We start from the raw sequence: 13,358 nt of genomic DNA on the forward strand, positions 1-13,358 counted from the left end.
GGAGATAAGCCAGAATGACTACTGTGACAAGACGAGATCCGGCCGATAAGGCCAAGATTGATGCGATTGAAAAGAAGCTTCTTGCTAACCCTGAAATCGCGAAACTGATTGACGACCTAGGCACGTCCACAACGGATGCCAATGACCTGGTTCGCGGCATGCTGCAAGCCTCGATTACTAGGGGTTTGAATGCCGAGATGGATGCCCACCTCGGCTACGAGTCTGGTGATAGGAGCGGCAAAGCTGCAGCTGGGACAGACAATCACCGCAACGGGTCGTACACAAAGACCGTGGATTCTAACTACGGGCCGGTCACCGTGGATATCCCCAGAGACAGGACTGGGACGTTTATCCCAACTATGGTCCCTAAAGGCTCGAGACGTTTAACTGATGTCGATGACATGATTGTCAGCTTGTACGCCGGTGGGATGACAATCAGGGATATCCAGCACCACATGGCAACGGCGATGCGGGTTGATATCTCCCATGAGACGATTTCAGCGGTTACTGACGCCGTCTTGGATGAGGTTATGGTCTGGCAAAACCGCCAGCTAGATGAGTTCTACCCGGTCATTTTCCTGGACGCGCTGCGCATTAAAGTCCGCGATGGCGGCCGGGTAGTCAACAAGAGTGCGTACATGGCAATCGGTGTGGACCTTGACGGCATCAAACACATTTTAGGATTGTGGATTGCCAAAGAAGAAGGCGCTTCATTTTGGGCGCAGGTATGCGCCAATCTTTCTAACCGTGGTGTCAAAGACGTCTTTATCGTCTGCTGTGACGGGCTGAAAGGCCTACCAGAAGCAGTCGAGGCAACCTGGCCGAACTCTATGGTGCAAACCTGTATCGTGCACCTGATACGTGCCGCGAACCGGTGGGTAGCCTACGGGGATCGCCGGGCTGTATCAGCCGCGTTGAAGAAGGTCTACACCGCCACAGACGAGTCCACAGCTAGGGCTGCTTTAGCCGAATTCGAGGCTTCCGAGCTGGGTGAGAAGTATCCCCGCTCAGTCAAGGTCTGGCAGGACGCGTGGGCGCGGTTTGTCCCGTTTCTGCAGTTCCCACCAGCAGCTAGGAAGGTGATCTATACGACGAACTCCATTGAATCTTTTAACAATGAGCTGCGTAAAGCTACTCGCAACAGGGTGCAGTTCACCAACGATGAATCAGCCCTAAAGACGCTGTGGTTGATGATCTGCAATATTGAAGACAAGCGAGCCGCCAAGAGAGCAAAGCAAGGTAAACGAGTCTCAAGAACAGCCGGCAGACTCATGGAAGGAGCCCGAGTATCCGGCTGGAAACAAGCCATCAACCAAATGGCCGTGGCCTACCCCGACCGCTTCGACAAATACCTATAAACCCAGCCCCACACACAAACAACTTGACACGCTCTCCGGCATTCCAACACCAACGGCAGTGTCATAGGTTGGCAGCGGCAGCGTGCTTTCAACATCAAACAGACTCTTTGCGTTATTCGGTGCGTGCCCACGGTCGCCAAAAGTATGTAGCCAGATAATGAACTGACCAATTTCTACAGCCTTATCCCACAGCTCTACATCGACGGTAAGTGGCACACGATTGCCGCTATAATGCAGTTCTTCATCAAATGCTTCTACATATCCAGGGTGGGCGGAAATACCTGCAATATAAGCAGTAAGTTTTTGTACCGTAATCTCTCTACCGAAGCGCTCCGATAATGCTGCTAGCAGCCCAGGAGCAACGTTAGGTTGACCATCAGGGTGCAACATAGGAAGCGCTCGCCCACCGTCGCTTCCTTTGAAGCTGTTCATATCGGGGATCAAGCTAGAAAACATAAGGCCAGGGCCAGATTTGGGGTGACGCGAATGAAATTCAACTAGGAATACTTGTTCTGAAGAGCGTGCCGCCCATAGATCTGGCCTTGCCCTGTCCAGGACACGACTATCGGCAATGATGTACTGGCGGTCAAAAGACCTATACCCCACTTCAACGATTGTTGGGCGGCTTGGCCACTCCACACTGACCAAGGGGTGTCCAGTGTCTTGTTCAGTATCTAAACCAGGTAAAGGAGATTTTGAAGCATCAATTTTTGTAGAGCTAGTTTCTTTGGATAATTCTCGTTTTCTCTCCAGGCTTGTTTCTTGTATGAGTTCATCCCAACGCTGCTCTAGGATGGCGCGTTCTGGTGCGTACACCCAGGTTTTGTTTGGTTTAACCCCAGGCGCAGTCCATGGATACATATCGTTGAGCGCTGGGTAATGTCCCCATTGCTCATTAGTTTTAGGAGTAAATCCAGCGTCCCAACTATCACCAGTGTCTTGAAAACTGTCACTGTCGAGGTCAAGGTCCCTGAGTTCACTGAACTTTTCTTCCCGAGTGCCATGTAGGTCGATGTATTTAATCTCAGCTGGTTCGGCTTCGTCGTTGGTTGCGTCCCCTAACGTGGTGTATCTGTAGCCCGCGGTAAGTCTTGTGCCGGTGTGCATGAAGGCGACCATCGCGGGTACCTTTCGAATCAACTCTTACCTATCCTCGAAAGGAAGTACCCTGCGATGGCCGCTGACCCTCATCATATCGATCCGACCGCGTATCTCGAAGAGCTACTGACTCAAGCGTCCCCAGATTTGATGCGCCAAATGCTCACTGACTTCATCAACCAGATTCTTTCCGCCCAAGCAGACACCGTCTGCGGGGCTGATTACGCCACCGTGTCAGCCGAGCGCACCAACACACGTAATGGCTACCGTCATCGCCAACTTGATACCCGAGTCGGCAGCATTGATGTGGCAATCCCGAAGCTACGCACCGGCGCATTTTTCCCTGACTGGCTGCTAGAGCGCCGCAGCCGCACCGAGCGTGCCCTGACCACAGTCATCGCCACCTGCTACCTGAAAGGAGTCTCCACTCGCAGGATGAACGACCTGGTGGCCACCCTTGGGATCAACAACTTGTCGAAGTCTCAGGTCAGCCAGATGGCCAAAGAACTCGATGACATGGTCGATGACTTCCGCACCCGCCGGCTTGACCAAGGCCCCTACCACTTTGTCTCCTGCGACGCGCTGACAATGAAGGTGCGGGAAGGCGGACGTGTCGTAAAGACCAGCGTGTTGCTGGCCACAGGTGTCAACGCTGACGGCTACCGAGAGCTTTTGGGCATGCAGGTTGCCACCGCGGAATCTACCGCGTCGTGGACCGGGTTCTTTCGGGACCTCATCGCCCGTGGCCTGACCGGGGTATTCCTCGTTACTAGTGATGCCCATCTTGGTATTCAAGCAGCCGTGGGTGACTGCCTGCCGCAGGCTAGTTGGCAGCGGTGTCGAACACACTTCGCGAAGAACCTCTCGGCCCAGGTTCCCAAAACCCAATGGCCGACTCTGTCAGCGATGTTTCACACAATCTTTCAGCAACCCGATGCCGCTAGTGTGTGGGCCCAAGCTCGTGAGGTTATTGAATTCTGCCAGCAGAAATTCCCTCACGTTGCCACCTACCTCGAGGAGTGTCTCGACGAGCTGTTGGCGTTTACCGCTGCGCCGAGAGCGGTGTGGACCAAAATCTGGTCGAATAACCCCACTGAACGGCTCAATAGGGAGATCCGCCGGCGTACCGATGTCGTAGGAATCTTCCCAAACCGAGACGCTGTTGTGCGCCTTGTTGGGGCGGTTTTGGCCGAACAGCACGATGACTGGATCCAACAGAAGCGTTATATGTCACTGACCAGCCTGGCACAGACCAAAGAGATCATCGCCGCTGGGGTCATCGACGAGGACCGCGACAACAACCAGGAGATCGCCGCGTGAATACCCTCACCCCTTATCCCCGAGATGGCCCCTAAACCACCGCCATGAAACTAACCCCAGATTCGAAACTGAAGCGTCCTGGGTTTAGTTCCTACCTCAGCTAAGGAAGGATTGAACTATGCCTAGAAAGTATTCCGTCGAGTTCAAGGAGAAGGCGGTCCATCAGATCATCGAAATGGTCCGCCTGGAGTCTTGCTCACTGCAACGCGCCTACACGGAGGTCGGTGAGCTGCTTGGAGTATCTCACCACACGTTGCGGGCTTGGTACCGTGACAGCGCTTCAGTACGTGATGACTCTGACGCTTCAGGCGGCGAGACAATGGAAGAAGAGCTCAAGCGTCTGCGCCGCGAAAACCGCGAACTGAAACGAGCAAACGGGATTCTTAAGACTGCTTCGGCTTTTTTCGCAGCGGAACTCGACCGACCCACGACCAAATGATCTCTTACATCGACACGTATAAAGATCAGTTTGGGGTCGAGGCCATCTGCCGAGTCCTGAAACAAGCAGATCGTGGATTCATTACTTCACGCGGCTACCGCAAAGCCACCACACGCGTTCCCAGTGCAAGGGCCTTAAGCGATAGCCTGCTCATCCCAGAAATACAGCGTGTGCATGCGGAGAACTTCTCGGTCTACGGTATCCGCAAAATGTGGCACGCGATGAACCGTGAAGGTTTTCATATCGGTCGTGACAAGGCTGCACGACTGATGAAGCTAGCAGGTGTTTCTGGCCGCAGACGTGGACGAACCCCTGTGACAACGATTAGCCCGAAGACGCCGGATCATCGCCCAGACCTAGTACAGCGAAACTTTCGTGCACAAGCGCCAGGCAGGTTGTGGGTTGCCGACATTACCTATGTTCGCACTTCGTCAGGATTCGCCTACACCGCATTTGTAGTTGATGTCTTCAGTCGGAAAATTGTTGGTGTTGCTACACGCTCGACGATGCGTACCGATGCGCTGCCCATGGAGGCTTTGGAGCATGCGTTAACGACTGCAGGGCGAATTCATGGAAACCAGTTAATTCACCATAGTGATCGGGGCAGCCAGTACGTGTCACTGAAGTATTCCACTGCGCTAGCGGAATCTGGAATCCGTCCGAGTGTGGGAACAGTCGGCGATTCTTATGACAATGCTCTAGCCGAAACAGTCAATGGTCTCTACAAGGCGGAACTGATTCATGCTCAAGGTCCGTGGACGTCGGTCGGAGAAGTCGAACTGGCCACCTTGCGGTGGGTGCATTGGTGGAACACCAAGCGGCTTCATGAAGCTTTGGACTACGCCACCCCACAGGAAGTAGAAATCGACTACTATCTCACGCAGCCCGTCAGTACGGGGTAGTAAAAGAAGCGGAACTAAACCCAGGACGCTTCATTCCCAGGTGGCTTATAACTATATCCCTGTAGATCTATATCCCCAGCTGATCAACCAACAAAACCGTTCACTACGGGTTACTGTTTATGCTCCCGCCTCGCCTTACGGCTCGTTGGGCTGCCGCCCAAATCAAAGATTTGGTTGCCACCAAAACACCCCACAACAACCACGGGCCTGACCCCGGACAGTGGACACATCGGGGGTTAGCTATGCTGCTTTGGTCAGTGTAGCTGATGTGAGTGCTTCGACCATTCCTGTTGAGAAAGGGTACCTAGAGTTGGAAGACGATAAAAACGTAGAGAACTTTGTAGACTGCCGCGAAATCCGCACGGTTTTCAAACCAACTTGGGTGAGCTGGTGGTTCCACAAGATTTTTACGTTCCCGCGCGTTGAGTGCGATGGGATCGTAAGCAATTGTCACTGGGGAAGAGACAAAGCGTTAGTGAAGGATGGTGGGACGGTTACGGTTGGATTTAGTTATCGTATTTTTCATGATACGAAAATTAGATGTAAGAGCTCCCCTATCGAGGTTTCCCCTTCACATGCTGAGTTAGAAGCCAAGACAGCCATAATTAACAACTCCCCGATGACTGCCGTGCTCTACTAGCATTCGTCTCGAGCCTATCGATGGTTCGGGCGCGTACTTCCCGCGACGTTGTGAACGCGGGCCTAACCCCCGGACAGTGGACACGTCAGGGTTAGGCCCTATGGCGGAACATACGCTATAACATATGCCTAAACATATGTCCCGCCATATGGCAAGACATATCAAGCCTTCTAGGGCTGGTGTGAGATGAGTTTTTCGTAATTGGCAAACAATAGCTCCTGGCGCTGCCGAACAGTTGTCAGCTTTCGTGGCGCGCCAAACGCTTTATCCACCTCGCGGTCGAGCGCATCATGCGCTTTGATGAGTTCCGGTGCCATCGCGAGTGGGTTGTAGTGCTCGGCCAGCGAGCGTTCTGGGTGCAGCGCGCGGGCGTCGAGCACCTTCTTGCCCGCTTTAATAATTCGCTGCCGCGTCTTCTCGTCGAGTTCTGGCACTGGGAAAGTATTCCACGTCAAAGTGTTAGCAAAACGGAGATCAGACTTGAGTCGTCCTCCGATGCTTTTCTGCCACGTAATGAACATCGACGACGACGCTAGCGCAAACATCAGGCCGTCTGGATCTTGAGCATGGAATACTAGGTCAGAAGCGATTACGTTTGATGGATACCTTTGTACGGTGAAATACGAGCGGCGTTCGCTTACTACCTTCGGCAGGCAAAGGTAATCAGTATCCGGTTGCGACCGCTGGCCGAATAAGTGCGGAGTTTCAGCCATTTTCCGTGTACTTGCCGCTTTACTGTCGGCTCGAAAAGACTTAACCGCTTCTAGACGCTTTTTCAGAACCGGACTCTGGGCAATGTCTGACGGTGCTACATCTACAAGCCATAGACACCACCGATCTAAGCCGTTCATTAGCTCTCGACTACCCCGGAAAGGGCGAACATACTTTGCCGCTACGGGGTCACTCATAACCTCGTCGTATTCGTCGACCTCAACTAGAAGGTTGCCGCCATCTCGCGCCATATTTCCAAAAGTTGCGGGCGATATTTCCGACGAAATAGGATGCCGGGATTTATCGACAAGAACATTAGGGCCGTCTACTAAATAGGCATTAATGGACTGGCCTACTTCCACTGAGACTGGCTCGCCCTTTACATCGGGATAATCCCACAGACGTGGACGTGGTTGACTCTCCTTATCGAAGCCAACAATGACGCAGTGAACAGCAGCTTTACCGGGTGCTTCAGAGTCCCACGCAAACGTGCGGTGAGCGAAACGAATACGCCACCCTGCTTTGAAGATAGGCCCAAATAGCCGTGGAACTTGATCACCTTGAGTAATTGAATTGGTGGTGACAAACGCAAAACGACCCTCTCGGGACTTAAAGAAATCCAAGCACTTTGCATGCCAGCCGGTGACGTAGTCCAAGCGTGAAATGTCCTTAGTGCCCCACAAGTCTCGGAGTTCTTGAGCTTGTTCAGCAGTTCTCGTCGCATGCCCCAAAAACGGCGGGTTACCGAAGATATACGTCTTGGCGGCAGAAGCCGAGAGTATGTCTGCCCAATCAAGCTGCAGGGCATTGCCGTGCACAATGTGCGCGGTAATCTTAATCGGCAACCGCTCCGGAGGCCTACCCACAGCGTTGGCAAGCTCCTTGTTGGCCTGATGGTCAACTAGGAACATGGCAGTCTCAGCAATCTTGGCAGGCCACCAATTCAGCTCAATGCCGTAGAACTGCCCAATGGACAGTTTCTGCTCCCACTCAATATTCAACGACATGCCCGTTTCACCGCGGCGCTGGCGTATAGCGACAATGATGTCGGTTTCAATCCGGCGCAACTCCCGATACGCCAGAAGCAGGAAGTTTCCAGAACCACAAGCCATATCAGCGAATACCAGCTCAGACAGGGAGTCGCGGAAGCGCTCTAATGCGGCCACCGACGTCGACGGAGAAGACACCAACTTATCGGCCTCAGCCCTCAGCTCGTCCAAAAACAGCGGGCCGATGGTCTTCATGATGTTGGCCTTAGACGTGTAGTGTTCGCCGTCGCTGCGGCGCGCTTCCTTCGATTTCACCAATTGGAACAACGAACCAAAGACGGAGACGTCAATGGTCGACCAGTCGAAGTCGCAGGCAGCAAGCAATGCTTCGCGCATCTGGTAGTCGAAGTACTCCGAGGCCAACGGTTCAGCAAATAGGGCACCATTGACATAAGGAAACTTTGACCTGCTGTTTACCTACCTGCAACCCCCACCAACAACCATCGACCCCGACAACCTTGCAGCAACAACAAACAGCCTCGAAGGTGGCATCAACGCCCCCATAAAAGAACTAGCCCGCAGACACCGCGGACTATCACTACCGCATCAACGCTGGGGTTGACCGCAATTCGTGGACACGTAGTGGGGCTACCTAGTGTTTAGGCAGCTATTTCTTTTCTACTGGTGGTTAGACCAATGTGGTTTTCGAAGTCGACGGGACTGACCATTCCTAGTGCAGAGTGCCGGCGCCGACGGTTGTAAACGACTTCCATCCAGTAGGCAACGGCCTTGCGCGCAGCATCGCGGGTAGGCCAACGCTTACGGTCGTAGAACTCGGTTTTAAGCGTCGACCAGAACGACTCAGCCATCGCGTTATCAAAGCACACACCAGTACGCCCCACAGACTGAGCAATGCCCAGGTTATGGCAGACTTCCCAGAGCTTCTCGCTGGTAAATTGCGTTCCGCGGTCAGCGTGGAACACCAGCCCATCAGGAACGTCACCGCGCAGTGTATATGCCATCCGCAGGGCCCGTTCGACCAGGCATGTATCTTGAACGCTATCCATCGCCCAGCCCAGCACCCTGCGGGAATGGCCGTCGCGGACCGCACACAAGTACAACCATCCCTCGCTGGTGCGTAGGTAGGTAATATCCGACATCCACACTCGGTTGAGATCACCAGTATCAAACACGCGCTTGACCAGGTCAGGAAGACTCGACTGACGCTTAGCTTGAATCGTTGTCACCGGGACAAAGGCACGCGGTGAAATCCCTTCAATTCCCATCAGGCGCATCCGCTTAGCCACAGTCTTGCGATTCAGGGTGATCCGGTAACGCTCGGTAAGTTCTGCGGTGATCCGGGGAGCACCATAAACCTCATCGGAGTCTTTCCAGATCTGATGAATCTTGCGGTCAACGTCATCGTAAAATGTTGCACGATTATCTTTTCCGGATAGTCGTTTCTGCTGCGTATCAGCCCATTTGTAGTATCCAGACCGAGACACTTTTAATAGCCGTGCCATGCGTTTGATGCTGTAGTTTGCCTTCTCCTGCTGCATCAATTCGAACTTTTCTGCTCGCGTTGCTTCGCGGCGAAGAAGGCTGTCGCTTTTGACAAAAACTCATTATCCATCTTGGCTTCCGCCAACTCACGGCGCAGACGAGCATTCTCAGCACGAAGATCCGCCTCACTCATCCCATCCGAGGCCCCTCGGCGTTCACGCTCGAGTTTGACCCACCGGCCTAAAAGCCCGGCGGAGACGCCAATCTCCTTAGCCACATGAGCGATCGGGCGCTCTGACTCGATTACCAAGTTCGCGGCTTCACGCCGGTACTCCGGCGTGTACTTCTTGCGCTGTTGACTCACAATGAACATCCTCTCCTACGGACACAAGATCCGCACAAATAGGGTGTCCACTAAACGAGGGTAACCTCAACGCACAGTGATGGATTGGTGGCTGTATCTACATACAGAAGTCCCTGACGATCCGGTCAAGATCGCCAGGGACCAACGATGGGGTCAAGACGCACTTTCCACAGCAACAGACCTGATCACCCACAACACCACAGCCACTACCAATGACATCGGTGCACCAGCAGAATACGACACCGCCATCGACACCAGCTACCAACACAACCTCGGCATCCAAAAAGGCTGGATCAAATAACCGCAACACGCCCGGAAAAGACACACTTTTCTTTACTTAACCCGTGCTAGAGGTTATGACGCAAGTTTATTGAATTCCAGAGAATTTCTGAACATCCGGCGAGCGAAGGAAACGCCCGGCCATTTCCACAGCTGGCTGAGAAGAATCTCCTTCGATTACAAGGGACGCAATCGCCAATTCCCCTGTCGTTCCAGCGAACCAGCCATTGGAAAGCTTGCCATCAATTTCTGCTGTACCAGTCTTTCCGCCAAGTGCACTAAGATCACTCAACGACCTAGCTGAACCGTGGTCAATTGTTGATTTCATCATCGTCCGGAGGCTTTGAATAGTTGTATCGCTGACATGCTGGTCTGCCTGTTTATTCACTACTGTCTGTTCGCCTTGAATGAGCTGTGGAGGAACAAGCAAGCCGCCGTTAGCGACAGTCGATTGCATGAGCGCAATCCCAAATGGACTAGCTAGAACCTCGCCCTGTCCAATAGAAGCCTCCACACGAGGAGGTCCAGCCGGTGTCCGCGGCACCGAACCAGTAAGTGTGGTCATCCCTGGTACGTCGAAGTCGGAGCCAATTCCGAGTTCTAAAGCAGTCCGTTGCAGATCATCTTCTCCCAAACGATCCGAAATGACCGCTTGGGTTGTGTTACATGATTGGGCGAAAGCTTCTTCCAGTCGAACGCTACCTAGATCGAAGTCATGATCGTTGGGAATCTTGCGTCCAGCGACGGTGATATTGCTAGGACAAGGTAGTTCCTCATCCATGCTGACTGCCCCTGCCTCTAGTGCCGCCGCTGTGGTCACAGTTTTGAACGTCGATCCCGGTGGGAATAGCCCGGTGAGTGCGATTGGCCCTTGGTTATTTGCCTTGTCATTTTGTGCAACGGCAAGGACACCTCCTGTTCTAGGATTGAGCACGACTAGAACTGCGGCACGTTGCTCACTGTCCACTGCTTGTTTTGCTGCGCTTTGCAGTGTGATATCCAGAGTGGTTGCGATTGGCTGAACTCGGCGAGGCGGCTCAGAGGCTACCGTCGTCATACCTTGTGAACTCTCAGCGCGTATCGACCATCCTGAATTAGCATCGAGCACTGACTCCCAATATTTGTTCAATTCAGCATCCAGCGGAGAGTTAAGAGTTTTGGACACGCTTAAGAGACGCCCCTGCTCCACAGTGGAAATTCCCTCAAAGGTCCTAAGTTGCTCTTGTATCTTCCGGAATTCTTCCTGCCTCAAAGTGAGGAGCACGGTGTCTTCATCCTGAGACTCTCCCAAGGTCTGCTCGATCCACTCCTTAGTCGTTGTGGGAGACACTGGTGCAAAAATCTGGGCCAATTCCTGCGCTCTAGAGGCTATATCTTTGCGACCTCGTACCTGAATAACTTTCGTCCAGGTCATATATTCATTGCCCAAGCGATCTTTAATTGGAAGATCGTACTGTTTATCTTCAGCAAAAAAGAGTGCGGAATCATCGCTCAACTGAGCTTCGAAGATCGAAGGCAACCATTGAGGCTTACCATCCTGTCCACTAAGGACGAGCCGACCATTGCTCTCCAACTCCACACCATCTTTGGACCAAGTCACATGAGTATTCTTCTTTCCATTGGAAATATCAGATGTTTCGATGTTGACCTTCACACCATGAAGTGACTGCCGAAATTCATGAAGGGCGCGCTCCGGGTCTGGATGATCCAGATACCGTGCAGCCTTGCTGTCATCTCCCGCGTTGAAAGCTTTGAGAAATACGTCTGAGTCTGATTCCCACGGTAGAGCTGAACAGCTGCTCAACATCACTGCGGAGAGCGAACAGAGTGCAATCACCGACTGACGGAAACGATTGTGCTTAGTCATCATGGGAGTGACGTTAAGTGAGACGCATTGGATGCCACCAATATCACATAATGCAATTGTCTCATTTCATTCACATATAGGCGATGGTAGAAGTGTGTATTCAAGTGGCAGAAATTCTAACGAAGAGCGTCCACGAGCAGTCTAGCCACTTCGCCAATAGCACCATCGTGAGTACTCATTGCTTGTTCTGGCACCACCTGTTTCAGCATGATGGACACCACAATGGGCTCCTCGCCCTCAACCTGGATAATCGAAGCTTCACCATGGAGAAGTCCTACAGTGCCCGTTTTTCCATAGATATCAACGCCGCTTGGAGGAAAGCCTGAAGGAACACGGTGACGCCACACCTGCAACCCCAAGAGTTCACACATAGATCGACGTACCGCTGCACTATCGTCTTTCCAAACCTGTTCCAAGTCATTAGTTATTTCCGCCAACGAAGAGACTGCAGAAAACGCTATATCTGTACTACTCCCCCCTTGGGATTGAACATATTGACGCAATTGTTTCTCCGCCGTCACTAAGCTATTCCGATCTTGCAAGTCATAATGAGGTGGAAACCGTTTAAGAAATGCTTCTCGAGCCCACGCAGGCAGTAGACGCAAAATCTCGTGGGCGGCCACGTTATCTGACACCGATGCGACTTGTTTCATTAAGTCTCGGAGACTCACGTTCACTGCGTCATCAAAGGCAGCGAACCCATACCCTTCGTAAGTTCCTTTGGACGGTGCAACGTCAACACGAAGACGAGGATCCAGATCACCTCGTTGAATCGCTTCCAAAGTGAGGTGGAGGAGCCGGATTTTATATAAGGATGCCACCGTAATTTTCTCGTCTTGTTTGCGTCCGATAGTCACCCCATCGTGCAGTCGCGATGCACACCACCATCCCTCACACCCCGACCGCGTCAACACGTTTTCCAGGGCCATCTCCATCCGTGCAGTCATTGGTTAATCCTTCGACAAATTCTTTCGGCGACCGCCATGGCCTCGGCGCCATTGTCCATCCCACCTCGGCGAACCACTACATCCACGGAAAAATCGAAACGGGAAGGAAGCTCAATAGCATTGTCAAACTGGTGAAAACCGCGAAATACCAAAGACATCCCCTCCCCTCTTCCAATCAATAAGCCCCTACCTAGAGCATCCTCTGAATCATTAATTTCGCAAGACACACCCGACCGAAATAGCTCTCTCGCCAAACCACTGGCTGCACTTGAAGTGTCATTCAGGTTCTCCACCAGCAGATTCAATTGAGACAAGGTCTTATCCAACCTTGAATACCCCGGCGGCACCACTAGATCACGTGACAGAGAAAACTGCCTCGCACTGCGGTGAGTACCCAAGGGAACCGGAGCTTGAACAAGCCCCGCATGAATAGCGCCTTCTTCAACACGGGCAAGAATCTCAACAGAAGGCAGTGACGACAAAACTACTCCATCATGCTGCTGTGCCTTTGCTGCAATACGCGATCCTATCTCGCTTGGAAGCGCACTACTGATGGCCAAACGAAACCCGCTTTGCGCACCACTTCGGATACCGTCAATCATCGAATGCATAGTCTGAAGATCGCGATTAATCACCCGGGCATATGGAAGCAAGGTCAACCCTGCCTCGGTTAGTTTCACTTCCCCCGCCCCTCGGATAAATAGCGGTGTACCTACACCAGCTTCTAAGCGCTTAATGGCATTGGAGACAGGCGGCTGACTCACTCCCAGTCGCGCTGCCGCCGCTGTAAAACTACCGGTCTCCGCTAAAGCCACGAAATACTGCCATTGGCGCAGATTTCCCGTCTGAGCAATCATGGGTCTCAGTATAGTGGAGCACGAGTTCGCACCACTGCAGCGTAAAATGATGTCTTTGGCTTGAGCAACACCGTCGCGGTGGCG

Annotated in this window: 9 protein-coding genes and 2 pseudogenes; 5 read left to right on the forward strand and 6 right to left on the reverse strand. The window is 52.7% G+C overall.

All coding sequences use genetic code 11. The features are described 5' to 3' along the window. Positions 1-14: 14 nt before the first annotated feature. Positions 15-1,358, forward strand: a complete 1,344-nt coding sequence (locus I6J28_RS01510; protein WP_204610391.1) for an IS256 family transposase — start codon at positions 15-17, stop codon at positions 1,356-1,358. Here the strand turns inward: I6J28_RS01510 and I6J28_RS01515 are convergent. Continuing rightward, the gene (locus I6J28_RS01515) at positions 1,353-2,477 is read right to left on the reverse strand and encodes a type ISP restriction/modification enzyme (RefSeq protein ID WP_204610392.1); all 1,125 of its coding nucleotides are present in this window, start codon (positions 2,475-2,477) and stop codon (positions 1,353-1,355) included. The genes I6J28_RS01510 and I6J28_RS01515 overlap by 6 nt on opposite strands. Before the next feature lie 54 nt (positions 2,478-2,531). On the opposite strand from I6J28_RS01515, the gene I6J28_RS01520 reads away from it, so the two are divergent. Then, on the forward strand, positions 2,532-3,776 hold the full coding sequence (locus tag I6J28_RS01520) for an IS256 family transposase (protein WP_049377104.1): 1,245 nt from the start codon (positions 2,532-2,534) through the stop codon (positions 3,774-3,776). 118 nt (positions 3,777-3,894) lie between these two features. Beyond that, positions 3,895-5,117 (forward strand): IS3 family transposase gene (locus I6J28_RS01525; RefSeq protein ID WP_156794344.1). Its coding sequence is split into 2 segments (ribosomal slippage): positions 3,895-4,174 and positions 4,174-5,117, totalling 1,224 coding nucleotides; the frame shifts between segments, so codons are not numbered across the junction. 810 nt (positions 5,118-5,927) lie between these two features. Here I6J28_RS01525 and I6J28_RS11695 read toward each other — a convergent pair. Beyond that, positions 5,928-7,853 carry a class I SAM-dependent DNA methyltransferase gene (locus I6J28_RS11695; RefSeq protein WP_152687353.1) on the reverse strand — a complete coding sequence of 642 codons (1,926 nt, stop codon included), beginning with the start codon at positions 7,851-7,853 and terminating at the stop codon, positions 5,928-5,930. A gap of 67 nt (positions 7,854-7,920) precedes the next feature. On the opposite strand from I6J28_RS11695, the pseudogene I6J28_RS01540 reads away from it, so the two are divergent. Continuing rightward, positions 7,921-8,070: pseudogene (locus tag I6J28_RS01540) on the forward strand (IS1249 family transposase); the annotation flags it as partial. Positions 8,071-8,116: 46 nt separating this feature from the next. On the opposite strand, the gene I6J28_RS01545 reads toward I6J28_RS01540, so the two are convergent. Next, a protein-coding gene (locus tag I6J28_RS01545) for an IS3 family transposase (protein ID WP_096030703.1) occupies positions 8,117-9,333 on the reverse strand; the annotation gives its coding sequence in 2 pieces (ribosomal slippage) (positions 8,117-9,072 and positions 9,072-9,333; 1,218 coding nt in all). 58 nt (positions 9,334-9,391) lie between these two features. On the opposite strand from I6J28_RS01545, the pseudogene I6J28_RS01550 reads away from it, so the two are divergent. Next, a pseudogene (locus tag I6J28_RS01550) lies at positions 9,392-9,625 on the forward strand (IS1249 family transposase); the annotation flags it as partial. A gap of 66 nt (positions 9,626-9,691) precedes the next feature. Here I6J28_RS01550 and pbp2m read toward each other — a convergent pair. From pbp2m to I6J28_RS01565, 3 genes are all read right to left on the reverse strand, one after another. Further along, positions 9,692-11,473: a penicillin-binding protein PBP2M gene (gene pbp2m / locus I6J28_RS01555; protein WP_049063073.1), complete on the reverse strand. Its 1,782-nt coding sequence runs from the start codon at positions 11,471-11,473 to the stop codon at positions 9,692-9,694. A gap of 113 nt (positions 11,474-11,586) precedes the next feature. Further along, the gene (locus I6J28_RS01560) at positions 11,587-12,417 is read right to left on the reverse strand and encodes a serine hydrolase (protein WP_012360808.1); all 831 of its coding nucleotides are present in this window, start codon (positions 12,415-12,417) and stop codon (positions 11,587-11,589) included. Beyond that, the gene (locus tag I6J28_RS01565) at positions 12,414-13,274 is read right to left on the reverse strand and encodes a LysR family transcriptional regulator (protein ID WP_049377578.1); all 861 of its coding nucleotides are present in this window, start codon (positions 13,272-13,274) and stop codon (positions 12,414-12,416) included. The genes I6J28_RS01560 and I6J28_RS01565 overlap by 4 nt, the downstream gene beginning before the upstream one ends. Between the last annotated feature and the right edge of the window lie 84 nt (positions 13,275-13,358).

This window comes from Corynebacterium tuberculostearicum, assembly GCF_016894265.1.
Classification (GTDB): domain Bacteria; phylum Actinomycetota; class Actinomycetes; order Mycobacteriales; family Mycobacteriaceae; genus Corynebacterium; species Corynebacterium tuberculostearicum_D.

Bases quoted from the DNA above. Each gene is read 5' to 3' on its own strand.
- I6J28_RS01510 (WP_204610391.1), top strand. From the start codon at position 15: ATGACTACTGTGACAAGACGAGATCCGGCCGATAAGGCCAAGATTGAT.
- I6J28_RS01515 (WP_204610392.1), bottom strand. From the start codon at position 2,477: ATGGTCGCCTTCATGCACACCGGCACAAGACTTACCGCGGGCTACAGA.
- I6J28_RS01520 (WP_049377104.1), top strand. From the start codon at position 2,532: ATGGCCGCTGACCCTCATCATATCGATCCGACCGCGTATCTCGAAGAG.
- I6J28_RS11695 (WP_152687353.1), bottom strand. From the start codon at position 7,853: ATGCGCGAAGCATTGCTTGCTGCCTGCGACTTCGACTGGTCGACCATT.
- pbp2m (WP_049063073.1), bottom strand. From the start codon at position 11,473: ATGATGACTAAGCACAATCGTTTCCGTCAGTCGGTGATTGCACTCTGT.
- I6J28_RS01560 (WP_012360808.1), bottom strand. From the start codon at position 12,417: ATGACTGCACGGATGGAGATGGCCCTGGAAAACGTGTTGACGCGGTCG.
- I6J28_RS01565 (WP_049377578.1), bottom strand. From the start codon at position 13,274: ATGATTGCTCAGACGGGAAATCTGCGCCAATGGCAGTATTTCGTGGCT.